The 23,950-nt window shown below is 46.0% G+C and carries 20 protein-coding genes and 1 tRNA gene; 7 read left to right on the top strand and 14 right to left on the bottom strand.

Features of this window, described 5'->3' with window-relative positions; all coding sequences use genetic code 11:
• Positions 1-15 precede the first annotated feature (15 nt).
• A complete protein-coding gene (rcsF, locus tag NOG12_RS07020) occupies positions 16-396 on the bottom strand; it encodes an Rcs stress response system protein RcsF (RefSeq protein WP_153826206.1) in 381 nt (126 codons plus the stop codon).
• Positions 397-773: 377 nt separating this feature from the next.
• Between rcsF and NOG12_RS07015 the strand changes: the two genes are divergently transcribed.
• On the top strand, positions 774-1,112 hold the full coding sequence (locus NOG12_RS07015; RefSeq protein WP_110075831.1) for a P-II family nitrogen regulator: 339 nt from the start codon (positions 774-776) through the stop codon (positions 1,110-1,112).
• Positions 1,113-1,124: 12 nt separating this feature from the next.
• A complete protein-coding gene (locus NOG12_RS07010; RefSeq protein ID WP_313932812.1) occupies positions 1,125-2,297 on the top strand; it encodes an ammonium transporter family protein in 1,173 nt (390 codons plus the stop codon).
• Between the two features lie 24 nt (positions 2,298-2,321).
• On the opposite strand, the gene NOG12_RS07005 is transcribed toward NOG12_RS07010, so the two are convergent.
• Entirely contained in the window at positions 2,322-3,371 is a 1,050-nt protein-coding gene (locus NOG12_RS07005) for an AI-2E family transporter (RefSeq protein ID WP_313932811.1), read from the bottom strand.
• Positions 3,372-3,436: 65 nt separating this feature from the next.
• On the opposite strand from NOG12_RS07005, the gene NOG12_RS07000 reads away from it, so the two are divergent.
• Positions 3,437-3,931 carry an Mpo1 family 2-hydroxy fatty acid dioxygenase gene (locus NOG12_RS07000; protein ID WP_313932810.1) on the top strand — a complete coding sequence of 165 codons (495 nt, stop codon included), beginning with the start codon at positions 3,437-3,439 and terminating at the stop codon, positions 3,929-3,931.
• Positions 3,932-3,952: 21 nt separating this feature from the next.
• Here NOG12_RS07000 and NOG12_RS06995 read toward each other — a convergent pair whose 3' ends face one another.
• Together NOG12_RS06995 and elbB are read right to left on the bottom strand one after the other, a co-directional pair.
• Positions 3,953-6,670: a putative bifunctional diguanylate cyclase/phosphodiesterase gene (locus NOG12_RS06995; RefSeq protein ID WP_313932809.1), complete on the bottom strand. Its 2,718-nt coding sequence runs from the start codon at positions 6,668-6,670 to the stop codon at positions 3,953-3,955.
• A 15-nt stretch (positions 6,671-6,685) separates the two neighbouring features.
• A complete protein-coding gene (elbB, locus tag NOG12_RS06990; protein ID WP_110075836.1) occupies positions 6,686-7,336 on the bottom strand; it encodes an isoprenoid biosynthesis glyoxalase ElbB in 651 nt (216 codons plus the stop codon).
• Positions 7,337-7,420: 84 nt separating this feature from the next.
• Between elbB and NOG12_RS06985 the strand changes: the two genes are divergently transcribed.
• The 3 genes from NOG12_RS06985 to NOG12_RS06975 all read left to right on the top strand — a co-directional run bounded on the left by NOG12_RS06985 (position 7,421) and on the right by NOG12_RS06975 (position 11,959).
• Positions 7,421-7,972 (top strand): DUF3750 domain-containing protein, encoded by a 552-nt coding sequence (locus NOG12_RS06985; RefSeq protein ID WP_153826212.1) that lies wholly within the window; start codon positions 7,421-7,423, stop codon positions 7,970-7,972.
• A gap of 93 nt (positions 7,973-8,065) precedes the next feature.
• Positions 8,066-10,258: an OsmC domain/YcaO domain-containing protein gene (locus NOG12_RS06980; protein WP_313932808.1), complete on the top strand. Its 2,193-nt coding sequence runs from the start codon at positions 8,066-8,068 to the stop codon at positions 10,256-10,258.
• A gap of 33 nt (positions 10,259-10,291) precedes the next feature.
• The gene (locus tag NOG12_RS06975) at positions 10,292-11,959 is read left to right on the top strand and encodes a SulP family inorganic anion transporter (protein WP_313932807.1); all 1,668 of its coding nucleotides are present in this window, start codon (positions 10,292-10,294) and stop codon (positions 11,957-11,959) included.
• Here NOG12_RS06975 and NOG12_RS06970 read toward each other — a convergent pair.
• From NOG12_RS06970 to rpsU, 8 genes are all read right to left on the bottom strand, one after another.
• Positions 11,956-12,900 carry a tetratricopeptide repeat protein gene (locus tag NOG12_RS06970; RefSeq protein ID WP_313932806.1) on the bottom strand — a complete coding sequence of 315 codons (945 nt, stop codon included), beginning with the start codon at positions 12,898-12,900 and terminating at the stop codon, positions 11,956-11,958. The two genes, NOG12_RS06975 and NOG12_RS06970, sit on opposite strands and share 4 nt — an antisense overlap.
• A gap of 191 nt (positions 12,901-13,091) precedes the next feature.
• Positions 13,092-14,438: a sodium-dependent transporter gene (locus tag NOG12_RS06965; protein ID WP_313932805.1), complete on the bottom strand. Its 1,347-nt coding sequence runs from the start codon at positions 14,436-14,438 to the stop codon at positions 13,092-13,094.
• Positions 14,439-14,766: 328 nt separating this feature from the next.
• Positions 14,767-14,842, bottom strand: a tRNA-Ile gene (locus NOG12_RS06960).
• A gap of 92 nt (positions 14,843-14,934) precedes the next feature.
• On the bottom strand, positions 14,935-15,729 hold the full coding sequence (locus tag NOG12_RS06955; RefSeq protein ID WP_110075843.1) for an amidohydrolase family protein: 795 nt from the start codon (positions 15,727-15,729) through the stop codon (positions 14,935-14,937).
• A gap of 119 nt (positions 15,730-15,848) precedes the next feature.
• The gene (gene rpoD, locus NOG12_RS06950; protein WP_110075844.1) at positions 15,849-17,690 is read right to left on the bottom strand and encodes an RNA polymerase sigma factor RpoD; all 1,842 of its coding nucleotides are present in this window, start codon (positions 17,688-17,690) and stop codon (positions 15,849-15,851) included.
• Between the two features lie 157 nt (positions 17,691-17,847).
• The gene (locus NOG12_RS06945; protein WP_110075845.1) at positions 17,848-18,240 is read right to left on the bottom strand and encodes a DUF3192 domain-containing protein; all 393 of its coding nucleotides are present in this window, start codon (positions 18,238-18,240) and stop codon (positions 17,848-17,850) included.
• A 154-nt stretch (positions 18,241-18,394) separates the two neighbouring features.
• A complete protein-coding gene (gene dnaG / locus NOG12_RS06940) occupies positions 18,395-20,146 on the bottom strand; it encodes a DNA primase (RefSeq protein WP_110075846.1) in 1,752 nt (583 codons plus the stop codon).
• Positions 20,147-20,407: 261 nt separating this feature from the next.
• A complete protein-coding gene (rpsU, locus tag NOG12_RS06935) occupies positions 20,408-20,623 on the bottom strand; it encodes a 30S ribosomal protein S21 (RefSeq protein WP_110075847.1) in 216 nt (71 codons plus the stop codon).
• A 361-nt stretch (positions 20,624-20,984) separates the two neighbouring features.
• Between rpsU and NOG12_RS06930 the strand changes: the two genes are divergently transcribed.
• The gene (locus NOG12_RS06930) at positions 20,985-21,614 is read left to right on the top strand and encodes a MarC family protein (RefSeq protein WP_110075848.1); all 630 of its coding nucleotides are present in this window, start codon (positions 20,985-20,987) and stop codon (positions 21,612-21,614) included.
• Between the two features lie 93 nt (positions 21,615-21,707).
• On the opposite strand, the gene tgt is transcribed toward NOG12_RS06930, so the two are convergent.
• Both tgt and queA read right to left on the bottom strand, forming a co-directional pair.
• Positions 21,708-22,823: a tRNA guanosine(34) transglycosylase Tgt gene (gene tgt, locus NOG12_RS06925; protein WP_110075849.1), complete on the bottom strand. Its 1,116-nt coding sequence runs from the start codon at positions 22,821-22,823 to the stop codon at positions 21,708-21,710.
• Between the two features lie 57 nt (positions 22,824-22,880).
• Positions 22,881-23,927, bottom strand: coding sequence for a tRNA preQ1(34) S-adenosylmethionine ribosyltransferase-isomerase QueA (queA, locus tag NOG12_RS06920; RefSeq protein ID WP_313932804.1), 1,047 nt, complete (start codon positions 23,925-23,927; stop codon positions 22,881-22,883).
• Positions 23,928-23,950: the final 23 nt, after the last annotated feature.

Here is a 23,950-nt window from a genome sequence, read left to right as displayed (position 1 = left end):
TACTTCTTTTCACTTTTAGTTTAGTGGCTGCATTTGATAGGCGTCACCCTCACACAACCAACGCAAGCGACACTGTGCTGATTCGGCTTTGATGCATTGCTTTAATACTAGTGCATTGGCTCCTAACTCCGCAGCCGCTTGCTTTAACTGCAACAAAGCTTGCTGCTGGCTCGGTTCTTGGTTCCAAAAATGCGCTTGGCAAGATTCGCCAGCAACAGCGCCTAAACTCGTAAAACTAACATCAGTGCGAGATAACTCGTAAGGTCGAATAAACTCAACCGTATCCTGCAGCTGTTGCTGCTGTGCTGTGGTATCAGGGACGGGTGCGGCGCAACCACTGATGGCAACGACTAGCGCCAGCATCAAGCTTAACCCTATGGCATGAATGATATTCATCACTACTCCTATACGAGTAAGTTAGTTTGCAACCAAATCTGTTGACTTATCATAACGTGAGCTACGCAGCGCATACAGTCATTGCGGCTAAATTAATCTAGTTTATTTGATTATATCTTAGTGCAATCACTACTAACAAAGACCTGTTGGCAAGCGGATCGCTGCACTGTCATGGTGCGAATTCGCCTATTCTCCGGGTAGTCGTGCTCGATTTGTGAGCAACGCGTTATCTTCCTTTATCTTCATCTGCACCTCACTATTTCTCGCCACGCCCCACCGCAACAGCACGCGCTGATTTTTTCTAAAACTTGGCACATGGCTTGCAACAGGCTGTATGAACTCAGTAAATCTTTATTCACCTAAACAGGAGCTACACCATGCAACTTGTTATTGCAATCATCAAGCCCGCTAAGCTAAGCGACGTGCGTGAAGCATTAGCTGAGCTTGGTTGTCAGGGCATGACCATTACCGAAGTGCGAGGCTTTGGTCGGCAAAAAGGGCATACCGAACTCTATCGGGGCGCTGAATACCGCATCGATTTTTTACCCAAATTACGGATTGATCTTGCCGTGACCGACGAACAACTAGAAAACGTGGTTGAAACCATCCGTGATGCAGCTTTTACCGGTAATACTGGCGACGGCAAAATTTTTGTCTGCCCACTGACCCATGTGATTCGTATTCGCACTGGCGAAACTGACCGCAGTGCTATTTAGGAGAAGCCGACAATGACAGTCACCGATTTAAGTTACGCTCTTAATACTTTTTATCTACTGGTAAGTGCTGCCCTAGTCATGTGGATGGCTGCTGGGTTTGCCATGCTAGAAGCTGGCCTCGTGCGCAGCAAAAACACCACCGAGATTCTAGTTAAAAACATCTTACTTTATGCGATTGCCTGCCTGTGCTATTTACTTATCGGTTATACGCTAATGTACGGCAGCCCAGATGTCACCGACTTTGCGCCACAGGCGAACTTTTTCTTTCAAGTCGTTTTTGTGGCAACCGCTATGTCGATTGTATCTGGTGCAGTTGCCGAGAGAATGAAATTAACTAGTTTTTTACTCTTTGCAGTCGTCATGACTAGCTTCATTTATCCTATTCAAGGGTCTTGGAGTTGGGGTGGCGGGTTTCTAGCTAACGCTGGCTTTATTGATTTTGCTGGCTCGGGTATTGTTCACCTTGCCGGCGCCGCAGCTGCGCTAGCTGGGGTGTTACTACTCGGCCCACGCAAAGGTAAATACGGACACAGCGGCAATATTTATGCCATTCCTGGCGCCAATATGCCTCTTGCAGCCCTTGGAACCTTGATTTTGTGGTTAGGCTGGTTTGGTTTTAACGGTGGTTCTCAACTAAGCATTGTCGGCCAAAACAACAGCTCTGCGGTAGCTCAAATTTTTGTGAATACTAATACCGCGGCAGCAGCGGGAGCTCTTGCCGCATTTCTGCTGGTGCGTATCATCTGGCGTAAATCAGACCTGACTATGATCTTAAACGGTGCTCTCGCTGGGTTAGTAGCTATCACTGCTGAGCCAAGTGCCAGTTCAGCGATAACCGCTAGCCTCATCGGCTTGGGTGCTGGGGTGTTGGTTGTGGTTGCCATTATCGGACTTGACCGAGCTCGAATTGATGACCCCGTTGGTGCCATTTCAGTACATGGAGTGTGTGGTATCTATGGCTTATTAATGGTCAGCATCACTCATGCTGAAGCAACCTTGCTAACCCAGCTGTACGGTATTGTAGTGATCTTTGCTTGGGTCTTTAGTTTAAGCCTGTTGGCTTGGTGGCTACTACGGGTCACCATCGGTATTAGAATCAGTGCCGAACACGAATACAGCGGTGCCGATATTGCTGACTGTGGAGTAGAAGCCTATCCTGAATTTGTGTACGGCAAAACTAAGTGACAATAATGCCCTGTGGGAGCTTTCCTACAGGGCGTTGTTATTGTAATCTTGCATGAAAATTTGCCAAGTTGCCATAAACAATGCAGCAATTAACGGCCCAATCACAAACCCATTAATACCGAACAAAGTAATACCGCCGATAGTTGAAAACAGCACGATATAATCGGGTAGTTTGGTATCTCGACCAACCAAAATAGGACGTAGCACATTATCTGCAAGGCCGATAATAATAGCCCCATAGGCGAGCAAGATAGTGGCGCTTATCCAGGCTCCGGTGGCGTATAAATACAAGCTCACTGGCAGCCAAATCAGTGCCGCTCCTACCGCAGGAATAAGCGATAAGAACGCCATAATAACGCCCCACAACAAGGGGCCAGGAATATCCAAAATCCAAAAGATGATGCCGCCAAGTGCTCCCTGTACGATGGCCACCACGAGATTACCTTTTACCGTTGCTCGCGTTACTTCAACAAACTTTTGAAATAACTGATGCTCACGTTCATCCCCTAGCGGCAAGGCTTTAATTAACAAACGCCGTAACTTACGGCCATCTCGTAATAAGAAAAATGCCAAGTACATCATTAAGGCAGTACTGATTAAAAAGCTAAAGGTGTTTTGCCCAATCACCAACGATTCTTTGGCAAGATACTTGCTTACCGCTTGGATAGCACTGACCACTTGTTCCCGAATATCATTAGGATTAATACCCAGCTCTTCTAGCGCTTGGTCTACAAACGGATAAGCATCCCGCAGTTGCTGCAAGATAGCACGTGGGTCAATTTCACCGGAATCTAGTTGCTGGTAAAACTTGAGGCCTTCTTGTACAAACGCAGTAGCCAAAAAAACCAACGGTAACACCACTATGGTCATGCAAATCAATAGGGTAATAAATGCATGGGTATTAGGATAATGACCAAATTTAGCGCGTAAGCGCAACTGCAACGGAGAAAAGATAACAGCAACGGCACAAGCCCAAAAAATAGCGGACCAAAAGGGTTCGAGAATAATACCAAAGGCGAAGGTCACTGCTATGAGTAAAATAATAAAGGATCTAAATTCTAATTTTTCTCGCATGGTTGCGCCTTGTTGGGTAAAAGAATACAGTTAATATTGGCAATATTCCTTGAGATGAGCAAGCTATGAAAACAATAACAGACCATTTAGCCGGCTATGCTGCGTACCATCGCGATCGCAGAAACATATACACTCACTTGGTAGGGATTCCGATGATTGTTATCGCTATCGAGATCTTACTGTCGCGACCCAGCGGTATCATCTTGGGGGTACCACTCTCCCCTGCTATTCTTGTCAGTGCCCTAGCTGCACTCTTCTATCTTAAATTAGATGTGTTTTTAGGAATACTGATGACGTTGCTGCTAGGCTTAGCCGTATGGTTAGGCAGCCATGTTGCCTTGTTACCTACCAGTGCTTGGCTCAGCTGGGGCATCGGCTTATTTGTGATCGGCTGGGTATTTCAGTTCATTGGCCATTATTACGAAGGACGCAAACCAGCATTCGTAGACGATATTATGGGCTTAGCTATCGGGCCTTTATTCGTCGTTGCTGAAGTGGTTTTCATGCTCGGTTTAAAAAAACCACTGCATCAGGCCATTGAGGCAAGATTTAGCTCGTAACTGCAAAGGGGAATGTCAGCATCAGCTCGACGATCCCCCGGCTGCTGCTGAATGGTTCTGCAAAAAGACTTCAAGTTCGTTGATGGGCATTGGGCGTGCATAAAAATAACCTTGAGCCCGGTTGCAACCAATCTCACGAAAGTAATTAGCCATAGCCGCCGTCTCAACTCCTTCTATGACCACTTGTTTGCCAATTTCCTGGCAAATGGTAACCAGCATGGTAACAATTCGCGCCTGTTTAGCATCTACCAGAACATCTTGCGTGAACGACCGATCAAACTTAATACAATCAGCCGGTAGCTGGTACAGATAAGATAGACTTGAATAACCGGTACCAAAATCATCAATAGCAATACTACATCCCAGCTCAGTTAACGAGGCTAAGCTAGTTTGCGAACCTGCCGAGTGCTCAATAAAGTCACTTTCTGTGAGCTCAAGCACTAGCTTGTTTGCGTTAACTCCATAGCGCTGCAGCTGAACCTCCAAGAAATCAGCAAATGGATAACGCTTTAATTGCTGCGATGATACGTTTATCGCCACAGTCAGTAATTGTAAGCAGCTATGGCTCCCTATATCGGCTAATACCTGCTGTACCACTAATTCACCTAGTTGGATGATTTGACCGGTTCGTTCTGCAATAGGAATAAATACAGCGGGTGAAATATGGCTACCGGTGTCGGTTTGCCAACGAACTAGACTTTCAACACTAACGATGGCTCCTGTTTGGAGATCAATAATCGGTTGATAAACTACTTTCAGCTGGCGTCTATCCAGGGCTTTCTGAAGTTCATTTCGAATGGATACTATGGTGCGATAATTATCTGCCATTTCTTCCACAAAAAAGCGATAGGTGTTGCCACCTGCTTGCTTGGCTGCCGACATAGCTACATCGGCTAATTGAATCAGCTGTTGTTGCGACTGAGCGGCAATGGCCGTATGAGCAATCCCAATACTCGCGGTAAGATGTAATTCAAATCCTTCCACATCAATTTGTTGACGCACTGCAGCTAGTAAATTTTCTGCTAGGTGTTGGGTTTGTTGCTCGTCTAACTGGTCCGAAAATACAATAAATTCATCACTACTGAAACGAGCAATAGAACAGTTATTTGGGCACTGCTGGCTGATCCGAGCCCCGATAATCTTTAATACTTGATCACCTAACGAGTGGCCTAAACTATCATTAACTGGTTTAAAACCATCAAGATCAATAAATAAAATCATGCTTTGATTGTTGGCTTGCGCAAAACTCGAGTTCATAGTTTCGCGCAGGGCATCACGACGCAATAGCCCCGTAATTTCGTCGTAGCGCGCTAACTGGTAAAACCGACTTTTTTCATGACGTAATTGTTTGGACCTATCTGCCGCTAAAATAAAAGTGAAACAGAATGCCAAGCTAGCCCACAAAATTAGTTGGTTTAGTTGGGCAAAGCCACGCACGCTTGCTTGGCTTGTTAAAAAAGCAACAAAATTCAGTTCGGCGTTGTAAGTGACGGGGGCTAACCTACTCAGATAATAAGGAAACTGTTGCTGTAATTCATTTAAAGTGTAAGTTTTGAAGGTAGCAGCATCAAGAGGAACCAACACCTCTTGAGTTAATTGGATATATGTATTTAACCCAGAAAAACCGCGTAAATAATCTAAATTTGTGATCCTTTGAACGTTTATCAACGCCACCACCACCAGCGGTTCGGCAGCTACTGCTGGCAACGGAACCTTGATTAATAACAACGGCTGGGGAGTTTGCAGAGAACCGCCATGAAGGGTTCGTTGCACACTATTATCAGCATCCTGCAACCAACCTACAAACATATCGGTTTTAAACATATCCAGTTCGAGCGCACTATCACTCAAACCATGAACTTGCACTAGTTCACCATTTTGACGAAGTAATAACACCCCATCAATTAGAGGATAATCACTGCTAAGAGCTTCACCATCACGGCTGATAATAGCTGGCAATTCAGTGGCACTGGCTTGTAGCCAACGCTCTTGGGCGCGGCGGAACATCTGTGTGGTTGACTCTAATCTATCCACAATGGCTTGCGATACAGTCGCAATTTTCAGCTCGGCTTGGGTCGTTTCATGTTGCACATTAAAGAGCGTTAACACAAACCAAATGGCATAGCCGGCCTGCATCACCAAGGCTGCTATCAATGCAGCTTTGGATAAACGCTGCTGCTTATTTGATAGTTTGTATCGTGAATGAATCCATAGCGCTACTCCGCCTAATAGCACCACCACGCTTAGAATCGAGATAGTAATTGGATTAGCTGGTTTAAGCGCCAGGATAGGAAACCACAATTGCAGTTGCATGTAGCAACCACCAAGCATCGCCGCCACGGCTGTAAGGCGCCAAATCATACGACCGCTAGCACTTGTTGCTTGCACCACAAAGGACACTGCTGCCCCCATGATTAAACTGATGATCAGCCCCATTGGGGCACTAGCTAATAATTGATTATCTCCCGCAATCACCAAGTAGAAACTGATAGCGCCAGTAGCTAACAATAAGATACCACTCAAACGCGCCCACCAACGCCATTGCAGCAGCGTAAAGAAAAACCCAAAGGAGACTAATAAACAAGCTGTTGCTAACGGTAAAGGGATAAGATGGAGGAGCAGATCCGATTGATAAACCAGCGCTTCGACCAAGCCCAACAAGCCGACGATCCAGAACAAACTGGTAATAGTGATATACACGGCTGCGGCCGCGGTACGGCTGAAATAATCAATCTTCATAAATGACCTATTACATTAGCTCCAAGCCAGTACTTGCGTGACCAATTTACCAATGCCCACGTCAGCTTCAGCGACCGATTGCGCCAGCATATAAGCAGGCGTCGTTACTACCTTGTGTTCCGCATCCACCACTATGTCATCTACTGTGCATTCAATATGTTCAGCTCCCATTTGCTGCAAGGCAGCCGCAGTATCAGCATCGTTACCTATCGTTAACTTAATTCCAGCCGGATAAACTAGAGGAAGCAGCGCAGGGGCAATACACATGTATCCAGCCGGCTTGCCTTGCTCCGCAAACTCAGTACACACGCGTTTTACCTCAGTATCAAGGGTTGCAGCAGCGCCTTGCAGCGCAAAATCACACAAGTTTTTCGCCACCCCGAAGCCTCCTGGAATAATCAATGCATCAAATTCCTCTGCCTGCAATTCTGTCAGTGCCTGCACCTCGCCTCGGGCAATCCTTGCTGATTCTTGTAGTACGTTCCGTGAGCTAGCTTCGGTAGCTCCTGTCAGATGGTTTAATACATGATGCTGGGGTTTATCAGGGGCAAAGCATTGGTAGCTGGCGCTAGCTTTCGTTAAATGCAGCAAAGTTAACACCACTTCATTAATTTCACTGCCATCAAAAACACCGCTACCAGCTAGTATCACTGCAACTTTTTTCATCGGCTCCTACTCCTTTATGCTGTTATCACCGTATAAGATAGCTGATAGATTGATTGTTATTAAAGCTGAGATCAAGGGTGAATCATGTTGTTACGTATTACGCTACTAGTTTTGACTGTGCTATTAGCTGGCTGTTCTGGGTCGGATTGGCGCACCGCATCACGTGAGCCTGCCGGATTGGCTGTCGACCCAACTCAACATCCAGAGGCTGTGATCGAAGTTTACGCGGCTGATGCTTTTGGTTGGCGCGGCTGGTTTGCCGTGCATACCTGGATTGCCGTGAAGCCAGAAAATGCCCGTGAGTATACCGTACATGAAGTGGTGGGCTGGCGCGTGGATAGGGGGCAACCGGCACTCTACAGCTATCAAACCCCTACCCCAGATCGTTATTGGTACGGTGCTAAGCCAGAAAAATTATTAGAACTAAGAGGTGCTAATGCAGCTCAGTTGATACCGCAAATCGCCGCAGCGGCACAGCGTTATCCATGGGCCAATGAATACACCGCAGTGCCTGGACCTAATAGTAATACCTTTCCGGCTTGGATTGCGAAACAAGTACCCGAGCTTGGCTTGCAGTTACCCTTCAGTGCCATTGGTAGCGGCTATGCCGACAAGGATCCGAACAACGCTGATTAGTTCAGCTTAATTCTAGCTTGAACATAGCAAAACTTGCTAAATAAGGGATAATAGCCACCTAAATACATTCTTTTGTTGGTTAGGTGGCTACCCATGGAAATTAAAGTTAACTTTCTCGATAACTTACGGCTTGAGGCGAAGTTTGATGACTTCACCGTAGTGACCGATCAACCGATACGGTACAAAGGTGATGGTTCAGCTCCTAGCCCCTTTGATTATTTTCTTGCCTCTTCAGCCATGTGCGCTGCCTATTTTGTGAAAGTTTATTGCCTATCCCGCAATATTCCGACCGATAACATTCGTTTATCACAGAACAATATTGTTGACCCTGAGAATCGCTACAACCAAATTTTTAAAATCCAAGTTGAGCTACCAGAAGATATCTCAGACAAAGATCGCCAAGGTATTTTACGCTCTATCGATCGTTGCACCGTCAAAAAAGTAGTGCAAACTGGGCCTGAGTTTCAAATTGAGGTGGTGGAGAATCTGGATGAAGATGCTCAAGCCTTATTAATGGGTGCCCCAGAGGGTGGCAGCCTGACTTATATTGAAGGTAAAGATCTACCTTTAGAGCAAACCATTGCGAATATGACCCAGATCCTTGCTAATTTGGGTATGAAAATAGAAATCGCCTCGTGGCGCAATATAGTACCGCATGTTTGGTCGTTACATATTCGCGATGCAGCCTCTCCTATGTGCTTTACCAATGGTAAAGGCGCCACCAAAGAAAGTGCCCTAGCCTCAGCCTTGGGTGAATTTATTGAGCGTCTGAATTGCAACTTCTTTTACAACGACCAATATTTTGGTGAAACCATTGCTAACGCAGATTTTGTGCACTATCCCAATGAACGATGGTTTCAGCCAGGACCAAACGATGAGTTGCCAGAAGGGCTACTTGATGAGTATTGCTTAACGATTTATAACCCAGATGACGAACTCCTTGGTTCTCATCTAATTGACACAAACTCAGGACGCCGTGATCGTGGTATCTGTGCTCTGCCCTATGTGCGCCAGAGTGATGGTGAGACTGTTTATTTCCCTTCAAACTTAATTGAAAATCTCTACCTAAGTAATGGTATGAGCGCCGGCAATACGTTACCAGAAGCTCAAGTACAATGCTTATCTGAGATTTTTGAACGGGCGGTCAAAAAGTACATTATAGAAGAGGAAATTGCGCTACCTGATGTGCCCGCTGAAGTGCTGGCTAAATATCCAGCGATTGTTGAAGGTATTCAAGCATTAGAAGCACAAGGCTTTCCTGTGTTGGTGAAAGATGCATCGCTGGGCGGACAATTCCCGGTCATGTGTGTCACCTTAATGAACCCCCGCACTGGTGGTGTGTTTGCCTCCTTTGGCGCCCATCCTAGTTTGCATGTGGCATTAGAACGCAGCCTTACCGAGTTGTTGCAAGGGCGTAGTTTTGAGGGCCTGAATGACTTTATGCCTCCTACCTTCAATTCGATGGCGGTAACTGAACCCAATAACTATGTCGAGCATTTTATCGATTCTTCTGGGGTCATTTCATGGCGCTTCTTCAGTGCACGCAGTGACTACGAGTTTGTTGAATGGGATTTTTCTGGCAGCAATAGCGAAGAGGTTACAGCGTTATTTGGTATTTTAGCTGAATTAGGACTAGAGGCGTACATGGCGGTGCATACCGATCTTGGTGCTCCAGTCTGTCGCATCTTAGTGCCCGGTTATTCTGAAGTTTACCCCATTGAAGATTTAATTTGGGACAACACCAATAAAGCGCTAGATTATCGTCATGATATTCTAAATTTGCACCGCTTAAGTGACGCTGAATTAACGGATTTAGTAGATCGTTTAGAAGCAAGCCAATTAGACAACTACATGGATATCATTACCCTGATTGGGGTTGAATTTGATGAAAACACGGTCTGGGGTCAATTAACCATTTTAGAGCTAAAAATCTTGATCTACTTAGCATTAGGCCGTTCAGAAGAAGCGTATGATTTGGTTGAAGCCTTTTTGCAATACAATGACAACACCGTGGCCCGCGGTCTCTTTTATCGCGCTGTAAGTGCCGTGTTAGATATCACCTTAGATGATGAGTTAGAGCTGGCCGATTATTTACCGAATCTACAACGCATGTTTGGTGAAGAAACCATGGCTGCGGTTGTGGGTAGTGTCGATGGCACCGTGCGTTTTTACGGCCTCACCCCAACTAATTCTCAATTAGAAGGGTTAGACCGTCATTTACGCCTCCTAGAAAGTTATCAAAAACTGCATAACGCACGCGCAGCTGCTGCTGCTAAACTGAGTTGAGGCCAGCAAGGGAATTAACCAAAGGAATACCCCATGTTCGCGATCAAAGAGGCCTACCAAGCCGGATTATTGCAAGCTAGACATTGGCCACAGAATATTCTGGCTGGGGTTATTGTTGGTATTGTGGCGTTGCCGCTAGCGATGGCCTTTGCTATCGCTAGCGGAGTTAAACCCGAGCAAGGTATCTACACCGCGATCATTGCCGGCATCATCGTCTCCCTAGCCGGTGGTTCTCGGGTACAAATAGCAGGCCCTACCGGGGCCTTTATTGTTATTTTGGCTGGAATCGTCGCTGAACATGGCATCGTTGGCTTACAAGTGGCCACGATGATGGCTGGTGTGATCTTGCTCATCTTAGGAGCAGCTAAACTCGGTAGCATCATTCGTTATATTCCGGACCCAGTGATTATTGGTTTCACCAGCGGCATTGCAGTGATTATCTTTGTAGGACAGTGGCAAGAGTTTTTTGGGGTGACCGCTGTATCTGCTGAACATTTCCATCAACAGATCTGGGGCTTGCTACAGCAATTACCTCAGCTTGACCTAGCCACCACTGGTATCGCGATTGCCGCACTTCTAGCAGTACTGGTGACTCCCAAAATTCCATATTTAAGAAAAGTTCCCGGACCTTTAATCGCTCTGGTGCTGGCTACCCTGCTACAGCTGATATTCAATTTTGCCAGCGTACGAACTATTGGCTCCGCCTTTGGTGGCATTCCGCAGGGGTTACCAGAATTTAGCTTGCCTCAGTTAAGTTTCAGCCAGATAGTGACACTTATTGGGCCAGCATTTGCCATCGCCATGTTGGGTGCGATTGAATCTCTATTATCAGCGGTTGTAGCTGATGGCATGGCAGGAACCAAGCACCACTCTAACCAAGAATTGATGGGCCAAGGTGCTGCTAACATCATTGCTCCCTTGTTTGGCGGTATTGCTGCAACGGGTGCCATTGCCCGTACGGCAACTAATATTCGTAACGGCGGTAATAGTCCGATTGCAGGTGTTGTACATGGCCTAGTGTTGGTGATCATTTTGCTGGCGTTAGCGCCACTGGCAGATGCTATCCCTTTAGCAGCGCTCAGTGCCATCTTGTTTGTAGTGGCATGGAACATGAGCGATGCTCCTCACTTTCTTAAAATGCTGCGCCGTGCTCCGCGCGCTGATATCGCCATTTTATTAATTACGTTCTCACTCACCGTGTTTGCAGATCTGGTGGTAGCTGTGAACATTGGAGTCATCATTGCCATGTTACATTTTGTGCGGCGCATGGCTAGCAGTGTGGAAGTGAAAGCTGAGACTCAACCAGAATTGGCACCCGCTTTGGCGCAGCATCAATTAACCGAATTACCCCCAGGAATTTCAGTTTATACCCTTGAAGGACCGTTCTTTTTTGCTGCAGCAGAAACCTTTGAGCGCACCCTTGGCGCGATTCATGCACGCCCACATATATTGATCCTTCGGTTTAAGTGGGTGCCCTTTATGGATATTACGGCACTACAAACCTTAGAAGAAGTCATTCAGCGCTTTCAACGTCAACATACCCAAGTACTCATTTCGGGCGCTAATGAACGGGTGCTTAAGAAACTTGAACGAGCTGGGATTGTTACTTTAGTAGGAGCTACTTCGGTGTTTAGCAATTTTGAACCGGCTTTAGCTAAAGCGCTGGCAGCATTACCCACCAGCGCCGAGTCACGTCATTAATTATTACCTTGGCCGCCCGTTAACACATCATTGAGGCTACCTTGGCCACGGCTAGGTTTACTAATACCACAAGGGCTACCAGTGTCACCACAACCTACGCCGTTAATGCGTGAACCAATGGAGCGATTATCATAGCTACCAGAAGCATCAATCTGGTCAATCAAACGACCTAACTGACTACGATAACGATTTGCTTCGGCTGTGACGCTAATACGTTCCATAGCTTGTTCTGCCGCTAATAAGCTTTTACCTTTAGCGGAATTCATCAGTTCGGTGCCTTGTAGCTGTTGGTTCACCTGTTTTAAATGATTACGCGCTTCCGTATGGCCTGTGCGCGCTAATTTTGCATAGAGCTCTGCCGCTGCAGGAAGATCTTGCTCAACTAAAGTACCGGTATGCTGCAATCTTGCTAATGCGTACATAGCACTCACTAAATTTGCCTCGGCAGCTGCTTGTAACAGCGGTAATGCCTGTAATTGTTCGGCATTATCAGTACTGCCCAGTAGCTTAACGGCTTTATCATATTGGGCTGGCGCATAGCCTTTTTCTGCAGCTCGATCCAACCACTGCCGAGCTTGCTCAGTATTTTGTGGTAACACAAAACCACGCGCATACCAATCAGCCATCACAAACATCGCCAATGGATTCCGTTTACGTACACCATGCTCGATAAACTCTTTAGCTTTACCGAGATCTTGCTCGACCCCATCACCACTAGCATAAGCTAAAGCAACGACAGCTGCCGCATCGCCACTACCTTTTCGGGCCAAACGCTCAAGTTCCGAGAGCTCTTTATCACAATCACCACTTTTGCAGATAGAAACAGCTTCAGTGGAGGCAGCTTGGCCATCAACCCGAGGCACAGCGGAAGCTGCACTGAACCAAAATTGACTAGCTAGGATACTTAGCGAACTTACGGTGACTAATAACACACGAGACATAGGAGCAAACCTTTTGGTTACTGATGATGCTAACGATTACGCAACAATGTAGCATTTAGGCCACAAGGCATACAGGTGCGCATGGTAACCATTTGTAAAAGTTGTTACAGAAAGCACCACAAAAAAAGCCCTTAACCTATTTAGATTAAGGGCCTTGTTAACTCATATAGAGCTATCGCTTAGCTGCTAAGCTAAGAAAAAATCAAGAAATAAGCCACAGCTGCAATGAGTACCGGCGACAGTATACTAGCAACAAAGCGGAATAATTTAATACACCAATTCGGGCATTCTTTTTCTAACTCAGCTCGAATAACCGGCCAAATACGCCAGCCAACAAACACTGCAGCTAACATACCACCTAAAGGCATCAATAAATTCGATGCAATAAAATCCATTAAATCAAAAGGTGTTTTGCCAAACAGACTTAAGTTATCTGCTGCGCCACCAAAACTCAACGCCGCCGGCACTCCAAGTAAAATGAAATTAACGGCCGCAACCCACAAAGTGGCTTTCTTACGCGACACCTTGTATTCATCAATCAAAAACGCCACTACCGGCTCTAGAATAGAAATAGCTGAGGTGATTGCTGCAAATAACAACAATAAGAAGAAAATGATGGCAAGGAACTGCCCACCAGCCATCTGTGCAAATAATGCTGGCATAGTAATAAAAGTTAAGCCGGGGCCCGCAGCCGGGTCAACGTCAAAGGCAAAGACCGCCGGCAAAATCATCAAGCCCGCTAAAACCGATGCTAAGATAGCTAAAAAGGCAATCCACAGGCCTGAGTTGATCACCCGTGTTTCTGTATTTAAATAAGAGCCATAAGCTATCATTAAGCCAGCTCCTACCGATAATGAGAATACCGCCAAACCGAGGGCGTCTAACACCATCCGGATGCTCAGTTTGCTCCAGTCAGGTGTAATTAAATAGAGTAACCCGTCAATAGCGCCGGGCAATGTTAAACTGCGCACCACCAAAAACAACATCAATACAAACAACGTTGGCATCAATATCTTACAAATTCGTTCGATACCAGATTGTACCCCAGCAATAACAATACCAGCTGTAATAGATAGGAATAAGAAGGTATAAACTAGTGCAGGCAAAGGGTCGCCAATAAATTGTCCAAAGGCGGCTTCAAGTGCAGCCCCGTCAGTTGTCAGTACATCGCCTCGCACGGCTTCAAAAACGTAAGCAATGGTCCAACCACCGACTACTGAATAAAAGCCAAGAATCAAAAAGACACAGAGTACCGAGATCCACCCTGCTACATGCCAATAACCGCCGCCTAAAGCTCGATAGGCTGAGGTGGCTGATTTATTAGCGCGACGGCCAATCATCATCTCCGAGAGCATCATCACGGCACCCACGGTAAAGACGCAGGCCAAATAGACCAATAAGAATACCCCGCCACCATTTTGGCCGGCAATGTATGGAAACTTCCAAATGGCGCCTAGGCCCACCGCAGACCCCGCTGCAGCAAAGATAAATCCTATTTTTGATCCCCAAGATCCGCGGTTATCAGTCATTACCGTCATAGCTATCAACTCTTTATTATTGTATTTATTATGTGCATGGCAGTGCTTACTGCGCTTTATTGAGGCTACACTTTAGAGATTTTTTGCACGAATGAATAGACTTGTTTGATAGTTATCAAAGAAAAAAAGATGAGCAACGGCTAAGTGCTGTCAATAACCGTTAAAATCCTGTCGGGTGCGTAATCAATAGAGCGTTCCAGCTCATAGGTTAATTGGGTCTGGTGCTTCTTCACTAGTTGCGGCTCAAAGTTGCCAGCACGATCGCGGTACGAAAGTAGTCTGGGCATTTGAAGTACGCGGATAACATCAGCCATAAAGGCTTTAAAGATGGTGGCCCCTCCCAGATTTGAACTGGGGACCAACCGATTATGAGTCGGCTGCTCTAACCACTGAGCTAAGGGGCCATACGAGACATGGTTGTTAACCTATGCGATTAACAAAGCGGGCGCAAGTATATGAAATTTCGACCCGCTTGTCATGACCCTTGCCGAGTTTTTTATAAGGTTAAATGGTAGAAATCAGCTGCGTTTTGAGCAAAGACTTTGTCGATAGCTTTCGTATCGCCTAGGGCTTCACACACAGTCTCAATATCGCGCACATTAAATGGCCGTTCTGCTCGGGTTGAAGGCAAATCTGTACCAAACATTAAACTGTCTGGATTAACGCTATAAATAGCCTTAACAGCTTTGGCTACGTCTACTTCAGTGCGACCAAAACCACTCGCTTTAATCTTAACCCCATGCTCGGCGAGCTTTTGCACTTGCGACAAACCTGACCGAGCCATACCTAAATGGTCTATCGAGGCCTTCGGCAATTTGATCAATTTCGGCACCACTTCATCGAGTTCGCGGCTATCAACATACATTTCAAGATGCCAGCCAGCGAGATCCCATATCCTCTTCCCAAAATCTACTAGATTATCTAAACCACTGACCACGCCACGTTTTAAATTAACACGGATACCGCGAATACGATGCTCACGCAGTTTCAAAATTTCGGCATCGGAGACTGAACTCGGTAAATTAGTGATACCCACAAAATTCGGTCCCATGGCTGCTAAAGCGGCCTTCAAGTAACTCTGGTCAAAACCTTGCACCGAGCCAGAGACAATCACCCCACCTACGATGTTAAAATGCTTAGTACGATGCAGGTAGTCTTCAATCAAAAACTGCGATGGCAAAAAACCTTGATTCTCGATTAAAGGAAACGCGTCATTGTAGATATGAAAGTGCGCATCAACAATGCGTCCTGGTTGCTGGGTTACGGTTTTACTCTGATCTATATCGATCATGATTCATCCTTTTCAGCGAAGTTGCCGCTATTTTAACAAATTTAGCCGCAAAAATAAAAAAAGCCCTAGAGCTAGCTCTAGAGCTTCTTATGACCGATATAAATCTCAGTCGTTCCGTGTTATTCGTCCAAGAAGGATTTCAACTGTTCTGAACGACTTGGATGACGCAATTTACGAAGCGCCTTAGCTTCTATTTGACGAATCCTCTCACGAGTTACGTCAAACTGCTTACCTACCTCTTCCAAGGTATGATCGGTATTCATATCAATCCCAAATCGCATCCGTAGAACTTTCGCTTCGCGCTGAGTTAAACCACCTAGCACCTCGCGAACGGCATTACGTAAGCTTTCTGAAGTAGCCGAGTCCACTGGTAAATCAAGGGTAGTATCCTCGATGAAATCACCTAAATGTGAATCTTCATCATCACCGATAGGAGTTTCCATTGAGATCGGCTCTTTCGCAATTTTCAGAACTTTGCGAATCTTATCCTCAGGCATCACCATACGTTCGGCAAGCTCTTCCGGACTTGGCTCACGCCCCATCTCTTGCAACATTTGACGTGAAATACGATTGAGTTTATTGATAGTCTCAATCATATGCACAGGAATACGGATGGTACGGGCTTGGTCAGCAATTGAACGAGTAATCGCCTGACGAATCCACCATGTAGCGTAAGTTGAGAACTTATAACCACGGCGATATTCAAACTTGTCAACGGCCTTCATCAAACCGATGTTCCCTTCCTGAATGAGATCAAGGAACTGCAAACCGCGGTTGGTGTATTTTTTCGCGATGGAAATAACCAAACGTAAGTTAGCTTCAACCATTTCCTTTTTAGCACGACGCGCTTTGGCTTCGCCAATCGACATGCGACGATTAATATCTTTTACTTTGGCAATAGTTAACCCAGTTTCAACTTCAACTTCGGCTAACTTATGAATACAACGTTCTACCTCTGGTTGTAGCTCTTGTAAGACGGCCGAGTAGGCCTCACCTTCTGCAATCGCTGCTGTTAACCAGCTGGTACTATTTTCGTTACCGGCAAAAACCTTCATGAATGAGCGTTTTGGCATAGCCGCTTGCTCTACACACATCTTCATGATCAAGCGCTCTTGCACTCGCACTCGATGCATCATGTCACGCATGTCTTTAACTAAGCGATCAAACTGCTTAGGTACTAAGCGGAACTGCTTAAACAATTCACTTAAGGCTTCAATTTCAGTGCGGGCCTTGGCGTGCTCACGACCATGCTTGCTGATAGCAGTACGAGTTTTTTCGTACTGTTCACGTAATTCGGCAAACTTTTGACGAGCAAACTCAGGATCTATACCGCTATCAGAGCTATCGTCATCGCTATCGTCGTCTTCATCGGCATCATCATCATCGTCTTCAAGCTCGTCTTCGCTTAATTCTGAGCCGATGTGAGTAGCACTAACCGGCGCTGCATCCACTTCGTTAGGATCGATAAAACCAGAGATAATATCGGTTAAGCGCATTTCTTCCGCTTCACACGAATCCCATTGCTCTAGCAAGAAGTTGATGGCTTCAGGATATTCTGCTACTGAGCACTGAACTTGGTTAATCCCATCTTCAATACGCTTAGCAATGTCAATCTCGCCTTCACGAGTTAACAGCTCAACGGTACCCATCTCACGCATGTACATACGTACGGGGTCAGTGGTGCGACCAAGCTCGCCGTCAACGCTTGCTAAAGCTTGCGCAGCAGCCTCTGCCGCATCTTCGTCGGCGGTATCTTCGCTCATCATCAATTCATCGGCATCAGGGGCACTTTCGAACACCTGAATACCCATATCATTGATCATGCCGATGATGTCTTCGATTTGATCCGAATCAACGATCTCAGAAGGAAGGTGATCATTCACTTCTGAAAAAGTGAGATACCCTTGCTCTTTGCCTTTGGCAATAAGAAGTCTGAGTTGTGATTGACGACTCTGCTGCATACAGATCTACCACCTGTTATTAAATAGAAAAGTAACCGGTCTTCACTTCGGCGACTTAATTAATGTATGACCACTACCTTAATTAAATAAGTGCGTGAGGTGTAAAATTCAAGACCGGAAATTGTAGCAGATACTGTCGTTTTGAGCCAGAAATTAATCAGTTGTTTGTGGGGATTTGTGCGACAGCGAGTTCCCCAGTGCCTATTAATTGGCCATCTTTAAATACCAGTGGAGTGCACTCATCGCGGGTGGTATTACCATCGGCATGAACCCGTTGAGTACGATAGTAAAGGACTCGATAGCGCTTACCATCACGAGTGACTAGATCTGAAAATTCCGGTACACCTAGCTCAGCTTCTACGGTAGCCACGCTGGTACTTTCTTGCAATGAAGCAATAATCTGGCGATTGCGCTGCTCTTTATCTGCAACTTCAGATGAGCTTTGCCGGTGCTCGGTTTCAGTCACGATAATACAACCACTTAAACCAAGGCTTAGTGCCGCGACAGTCATCAAAGCAACGACCTGCTTAGGTGCCACAAAAGATCTCATAACATCTCCTAGTAATCTGTTTTTTATTAATAAAGTGAGTAAGTCAAACTGACTTGATAACTAAAGCAAAGCTTGTGCCAACTCTAATAACATTTTGTTTTTCATCGTTTTTGTTTAAAATCAAGAGCCATGGAATAGGCTATTCCACCACTTATTAGCGTTTTCCACGATCCGAACGGTATTGCAATAACACCATGTACTCTTGCTTTTCTTCTTTGCTTAGCGGTGCTTGTTGCTCTTTGGCCAGTAACTCACTAGCACGCTGTTCCATATATTGATCAATAAAATAGAGAAAGGTATCAAAGAATTCTTGCGCAACGTGCTCTTCATCTAGGTGATGTTCCCAACTTGCTAATTGTCGCAATGCTTTTTCTTCGGGCTGATCGCGCCACAACTCGAGTAACTGCGCAGTAGTTAACTGTTGCTGCTGTGTCTGTTCATGCAGGGCTAATAACAATTCAATACCTGGTTGCTTTAATTCAATCAGCTCTTTATGCAAAGGAATCTCTCGCCCTAGCTGCGGGTGCTGTACCAATAACCCGATAGCGCGCCGCATAGGCGTCATTTTAAGCTGCTCGGGGCGGCGGTGTTGGCTGGTAGGTGCTTTTATTTGTTGTTTAAGCTGCGAGGTTTCGCGGCGTAACAAACGTGCCAATCGATTCAGTAATTCTTCCCGATAAAATTCGCTTGCTACTCTTTCTATCAACGGTGTTGCTTGCTTCAATAGCATTGATTTGCCGGCATCACTACTCACATCAATAGTTTCTGTGAGGTGACTAAAAAAGTAGTCTATGAAGCTCTGTGCTTGTTGCAAGCGTGCGCTAAATGCCTCCGCTCCCTCTTTACGCACAATAGTGTCGGGGTCTTCACCATCGGGTAAAAACAAAAAGTTTAGCGCTAAGCCATCGTTTAATAATGGCAGTGCATTTTCCAGTGCCCGCCAAGCAGCATCTCGGCCAGCTCTATCACCGTCATAACAACAGGTGACTTGTGTGGTGGCACGAAATAACAGCTGTAACTGGTCTGCTGTTGTGGCCGTACCGAGGGATGCTACCGCGTAAGTGATTCCGGCTTGAGCCAAGGCAACCACATCCATATAACCCTCAACTATGACCACCTGAGCTAATTGTTTGTGCGCTTTCTTGGCTTCATAAAAGCCATAGAGTTCGCGTCCTTTATGAAAAATTCGTGTTTCTGGCGAGTTCAAATATTTTGGGCCATCACCCGTGATGATCCGTCCACCAAAACCGACCACCCGACCACGACGATCGCGGATCGGAAACATAATGCGGTCCCGAAAAAAGTCGTAGTAGCGCTGGTTTTCATTACGATTCACTAATTTAAGATCAAATAGCTGCTGACGATCTTTGTGATTTTTCGCCAAACTGAGTAGTAGTCCATCCCAGCCATCAGGGGCATAACCGATCTGAAAGTCTTTCACCACAGCACCGCTTAAACCACGACCTTTCAAGTAGTCGATAACTTGGCTACTCTTGGCATGATGACGTAACTGATGCGCAAAATACTTTGCCGCCTGTTCCATTTGCTGATAATCATCAGCGGCTTGCGCTCGTTGGCGGGCATCAGCTTGTGGATTAGCGCTGGTTTCGCGAGGCACTTCAACCCCCATGATTCCAGCTAATTCTTCAACCGCTTCAGGAAACTCGAGACCATCAAATTTCATCAAAAAATCAATGGCATTACCGTGTTCACCACAGCCAAAACAGTGATAGAACTGTTTGTCTGGAGCCACCGTAAAACTGGGGCTTTTTTCACTATGAAAGGGACAACAGGCCTGGTAATTTCTACCAGCCCGCTTAAGTGGCACTCGGCTATCGACAATCTCGACAATATCAGCGCGATCCAATAGATCATGGATAAAGCTTTTGGGAATCAGACCAGCCATAAAGGTTCCATTTGGGCATCACCTAAAGCACAGCATAGTAGGTAAAAAGTACTGCACACCATTGCTGTGGAGGTAGTTCAGATCATGGCGTCAGTGTACCCCAACTACGAACTCGTTGTAACGGTTGAATCACTTTATCTAGATGTTAGAGCTTCGAGAATGACGCCCACAAAAAAACCGAACTGAGAAGACTCAATCCGGCTTTTGAGGTCTGTGCTGTAGTGACACCGCCGTCGGCTGCGCCGCTACGGTACCAGTTACTTAGTACAGACGAGTACGACGTGCGTTCTCGCGAGATAATTTCTTCGCGTGACGCTTAACCGCAGCGGCTTTCTTGCGCTTACGCTCTGAAGTAGGCTTCTCGTAGAATTCACGGCTACGTACTTCAGACAATACACCTGCTTTCTCGCAAGAGCGCTTAAAACGACGTAAAGCTACGTCAAACGGCTCGTTTTCTTTTACTTTAACAACTGGCATTAAAATCTCACCTCAATGAAAATTCGGTTGTTGGTTATCGGTACTGGTTAAAATATAACCACGATGATCAAAATTGGTGCTGAATTGTAGCGAGTTAAGATCGCGATGTAAAGCCTATCTGGTATTTAAATCACAGCTGACCGTTTGGGAGGATTGGAAGTGGTAGTTTCATCAGCGAAGGCTGAACAAAGCTGGTGAAGTTTAACCTACCACCTCCAAAGAACTGACTTGCGTGTTAGTATGCCATCAGCTTACGACACACAATGTCGGAGCAAAGATAATCCTGCTGAATTGAATGATTTTTTTGTTAACTTTGTGAGCAACAGGTAGAATAGCTCAACCCATTTGCCGGAGTGCCACCATGCTAGAAACCTTTCTCTTTCAGTTTACCTCGCTATTTACCATGATCAATCCCATAGCGGCGATTCCCATTTATATTGCTTTAACTGAAGCCATGACACCTAAGGCTGCTCGGTGGGTAGCCATGCGCGCTTCAATAACAGCCTGTATCGCACTTTGTACTTTTGCCTTAGTGGGCGAAGCTATTTTTAGCTTTTTTAATATATCTGTTAACGGATTGCGCGTAGCCGGCGGTATTTTATTCTTTGTGATGGGCTTTGAAATGTTGCGTGGGCGCACTGTACCTAAACGCGTTGATGGTGAAAGCGAAGCTGATTTTGGTTCTGACGTTGCGGTAACTCCAATCGGCATTCCCATGGTTGCTGGCCCGGGTGCCATTACCATGGTGATTCTATTTATTCAGGAAAGTCCCGCAACTAGCAACACCATTAGCTTATTCGCTGCTATCGTTGCAGTTTGTATTCTCACTGCTTTCGTTCTAGCTAGTGGGCGTCAATTTATGGCAAAACTCGGACGCAGTGGCAGTAAGATTTTGATGCGATTGATGGGCCTGATTGTGATGCTGATTGCTGTTGAATTCTTCTTTGCCGGTATCAAGCCTTATATCTTAGATATTGCGCGCGCTATCTAGTGCTTGATGCGCGAAGCACCAACTAAAAAGCCCCGCAGTGGTGACACTGGCGGGGCTTTCTTTTAGCTTACAAGAAGCGGTTACAAAACCAACTTACTTGAGCTCTGGGACAGGTAGACCACGCTTAGCATAAAATTCAGCGACGTGTTCTTCTAGCCGATCGGCTTCTATAGCATCACGTAAATCCTGCATTACTTTTTGATAAAAATGCAGGTTGTGAATGGTATTCAAACGACCGCCTAGCATTTCATTAGAACGATCCAAATGATGCAAGTAGGCGCGAGAATAATTCTTACAGGTGTAGCAATCGCACTCAGGGTCTAATGGCCCGGTATCGGTGCGATGCACTGCGTTACGAATTTTTACCACTCCGGTACTGATAAATAAATGACCATTACGAGCGTTACGGGTTGGCATCACGCAATCAAACATGTCGACACCACGACGAACAGCTTCAACTAAATCTTCAGGCTTACCAACACCCATCAAATAACGAGGCTTATCAATCGGCATCGCAGGAGTAATATAATCTAACACCCGCATCATATCTTCTTTCGGCTCACCAACCGATAGCCCGCCAATGGCATAGCCATCAAAACCGATATCAGTAAGCCCCTCAAGTGAAATGGTACGCAACTCTTCGTACATACCACCTTGAATGATGCCAAATAACGCCGAAGGATTATCACCGTGCGCAGCTTTTGAGCGCTCAGCCCAGCGCAATGACAGCTCCATCGAAGAACGGGCTTCGGCTTGAGTAGCTGGGTACGGAGTACATTCGTCAAAGATCATGACAATATCCGAGCCTAGATCACGCTGTACTTCCATCGATTTTTCTGGGGTCAGCAAAATTTTCTCACCGTTAATGGGCGAACGGAAGGTAACGCCTTCTTCAGTAATTTTGCGCAATTCACCTAAGCTAAATACCTGAAAGCCGCCAGAATCGGTCAGAATCGGTTTGTCCCAATTCATAAAATCGTGCAAATCACCATGTTGTTTGATGATTGAGGTACCTGGTCTTAACATTAAGTGAAAGGTATTACCCAAACAGATTTGAGCCCCTGTTGCTTTAACTTCTTCTGGGGTCATACCTTTAACGGTACCGGCAGTACCTACTGGCATAAAAGCTGGGGTTTCCACTACGCCACGTTCAAACACCATACGCCCACGACGCGCTTTGCCCGAGGTTGTTAACAATTCAAATTTCATTTAATCACCGCTATCTATGTAGTTCACGGAAAAACAGTCCGAGGCGCTTAGTATACCTTAGCTGGTGCGACGGGTCACAAACATTGCATCACCGTAGCTAAAGAAGCGATATTTTTCCGCTACTGCTGCGGCGTAAGCGGCCATCACCTGAGCTTGCCCAGCAAACGCCGAAACCAACATGATCAGGGTCGATTCCGGTAAATGAAAATTCGTAATCATGGCGTCTACTAGTTGGAATTCATAACCTGGATAGATAAAAATGTCCGTATCCGCAAAAAATGGCGCTAACTCTGTACCCGCTTGTTTAGCTGCTTGCGCTGCCGATTCTAAGGACCGTACCGAGGTGGTACCTACGGCAATCACACGGCCACCACGAGCGCGGGTAGCAGCAATCGCTGCCACTGTTTGCTCTGGCACTTCGGCATACTCACTATGCATATGGTGTTCAGTGATATTGTCTACTCGTACTGGCTGAAAAGTTCCGGCCCCAACGTGCAAAGTCACATAAGCAAACTCGACTCCCTTAGCACGTAGTTGCTGCAATATGATCTCATCAAAATGTAAGCCAGCCGTAGGCGCCGCCACCGCTCCTGGTTTTTTATTGTAGACCGTTTGATAGCGCTCTTTATCACTGGCTTCGTCAGGCCGATCAATATAAGGTGGCAAGGGCATATGACCGAACTGCTCAAGCACTTCTAACAACGGCTGCTCGGTATGAAAGTACAATTCAAATAAGGCATCATTGCGCCCTAGCATTTCTACTTCTACCGCACCTTCTAAAATCATTCGTGCGCCCGCTTTCGGTGACCTATTACTTCGCAAATGCACCCAGGCTCGATGCTCATCGATAATGCGCTCAACCAAGACTTCAACTTTGCCACCCGAAACTTTTTCGCCCAGTAACCGTGCTGGTATAACTCGAGTATCATTAAAAACCAGTAAATCTCCGGCTTGCAGTTGCTCTACAATCTGCTTGAACTGCTGGTGCTGCACTTGCCCCGTAGGACCATCTAAACATAACAAACGGCTGGCACTGCGTTCGGGTTGTGGATAGCGTGCGATTAGCTCATCGGGTAATTCAAAGGCAAAATCTTTTACATTCATAGCTGTTACTTATTTAAGTTAGG

Origin of the sequence: Pseudidiomarina fusca (genome assembly GCF_032227045.1) — a bacterium.
Taxonomy (GTDB): domain Bacteria; phylum Pseudomonadota; class Gammaproteobacteria; order Enterobacterales; family Alteromonadaceae; genus Pseudidiomarina; species Pseudidiomarina fusca.
The sequence above is the reverse complement of the archived record's forward strand: the minus strand, read 5'-3'. Positions and strand labels throughout refer to the sequence as shown.

Bases quoted from the DNA above. Each gene is read 5' to 3' on its own strand.
- rcsF (WP_153826206.1), bottom strand. From the start codon at position 396: ATGAATATCATTCATGCCATAGGGTTAAGCTTGATGCTGGCGCTAGTC.
- NOG12_RS07015 (WP_110075831.1), top strand. From the start codon at position 774: ATGCAACTTGTTATTGCAATCATCAAGCCCGCTAAGCTAAGCGACGTG.
- NOG12_RS07010 (WP_313932812.1), top strand. From the start codon at position 1,125: ATGACAGTCACCGATTTAAGTTACGCTCTTAATACTTTTTATCTACTG.
- NOG12_RS07005 (WP_313932811.1), bottom strand. From the start codon at position 3,371: ATGCGAGAAAAATTAGAATTTAGATCCTTTATTATTTTACTCATAGCA.
- NOG12_RS07000 (WP_313932810.1), top strand. From the start codon at position 3,437: ATGAAAACAATAACAGACCATTTAGCCGGCTATGCTGCGTACCATCGC.
- NOG12_RS06995 (WP_313932809.1), bottom strand. From the start codon at position 6,670: ATGAAGATTGATTATTTCAGCCGTACCGCGGCCGCAGCCGTGTATATC.
- elbB (WP_110075836.1), bottom strand. From the start codon at position 7,336: ATGAAAAAAGTTGCAGTGATACTAGCTGGTAGCGGTGTTTTTGATGGC.
- NOG12_RS06985 (WP_153826212.1), top strand. From the start codon at position 7,421: ATGTTGTTACGTATTACGCTACTAGTTTTGACTGTGCTATTAGCTGGC.
- NOG12_RS06980 (WP_313932808.1), top strand. From the start codon at position 8,066: ATGGAAATTAAAGTTAACTTTCTCGATAACTTACGGCTTGAGGCGAAG.
- NOG12_RS06975 (WP_313932807.1), top strand. From the start codon at position 10,292: ATGTTCGCGATCAAAGAGGCCTACCAAGCCGGATTATTGCAAGCTAGA.
- NOG12_RS06970 (WP_313932806.1), bottom strand. From the start codon at position 12,900: ATGTCTCGTGTGTTATTAGTCACCGTAAGTTCGCTAAGTATCCTAGCT.
- NOG12_RS06965 (WP_313932805.1), bottom strand. From the start codon at position 14,438: ATGACGGTAATGACTGATAACCGCGGATCTTGGGGATCAAAAATAGGA.
- NOG12_RS06955 (WP_110075843.1), bottom strand. From the start codon at position 15,729: ATGATCGATATAGATCAGAGTAAAACCGTAACCCAGCAACCAGGACGC.
- rpoD (WP_110075844.1), bottom strand. From the start codon at position 17,690: ATGCAGCAGAGTCGTCAATCACAACTCAGACTTCTTATTGCCAAAGGC.
- NOG12_RS06945 (WP_110075845.1), bottom strand. From the start codon at position 18,240: ATGAGATCTTTTGTGGCACCTAAGCAGGTCGTTGCTTTGATGACTGTC.
- dnaG (WP_110075846.1), bottom strand. From the start codon at position 20,146: ATGGCTGGTCTGATTCCCAAAAGCTTTATCCATGATCTATTGGATCGC.
- rpsU (WP_110075847.1), bottom strand. From the start codon at position 20,623: ATGCCAGTTGTTAAAGTAAAAGAAAACGAGCCGTTTGACGTAGCTTTA.
- NOG12_RS06930 (WP_110075848.1), top strand. From the start codon at position 20,985: ATGCTAGAAACCTTTCTCTTTCAGTTTACCTCGCTATTTACCATGATC.
- tgt (WP_110075849.1), bottom strand. From the start codon at position 22,823: ATGAAATTTGAATTGTTAACAACCTCGGGCAAAGCGCGTCGTGGGCGT.
- queA (WP_313932804.1), bottom strand. From the start codon at position 23,927: ATGAATGTAAAAGATTTTGCCTTTGAATTACCCGATGAGCTAATCGCA.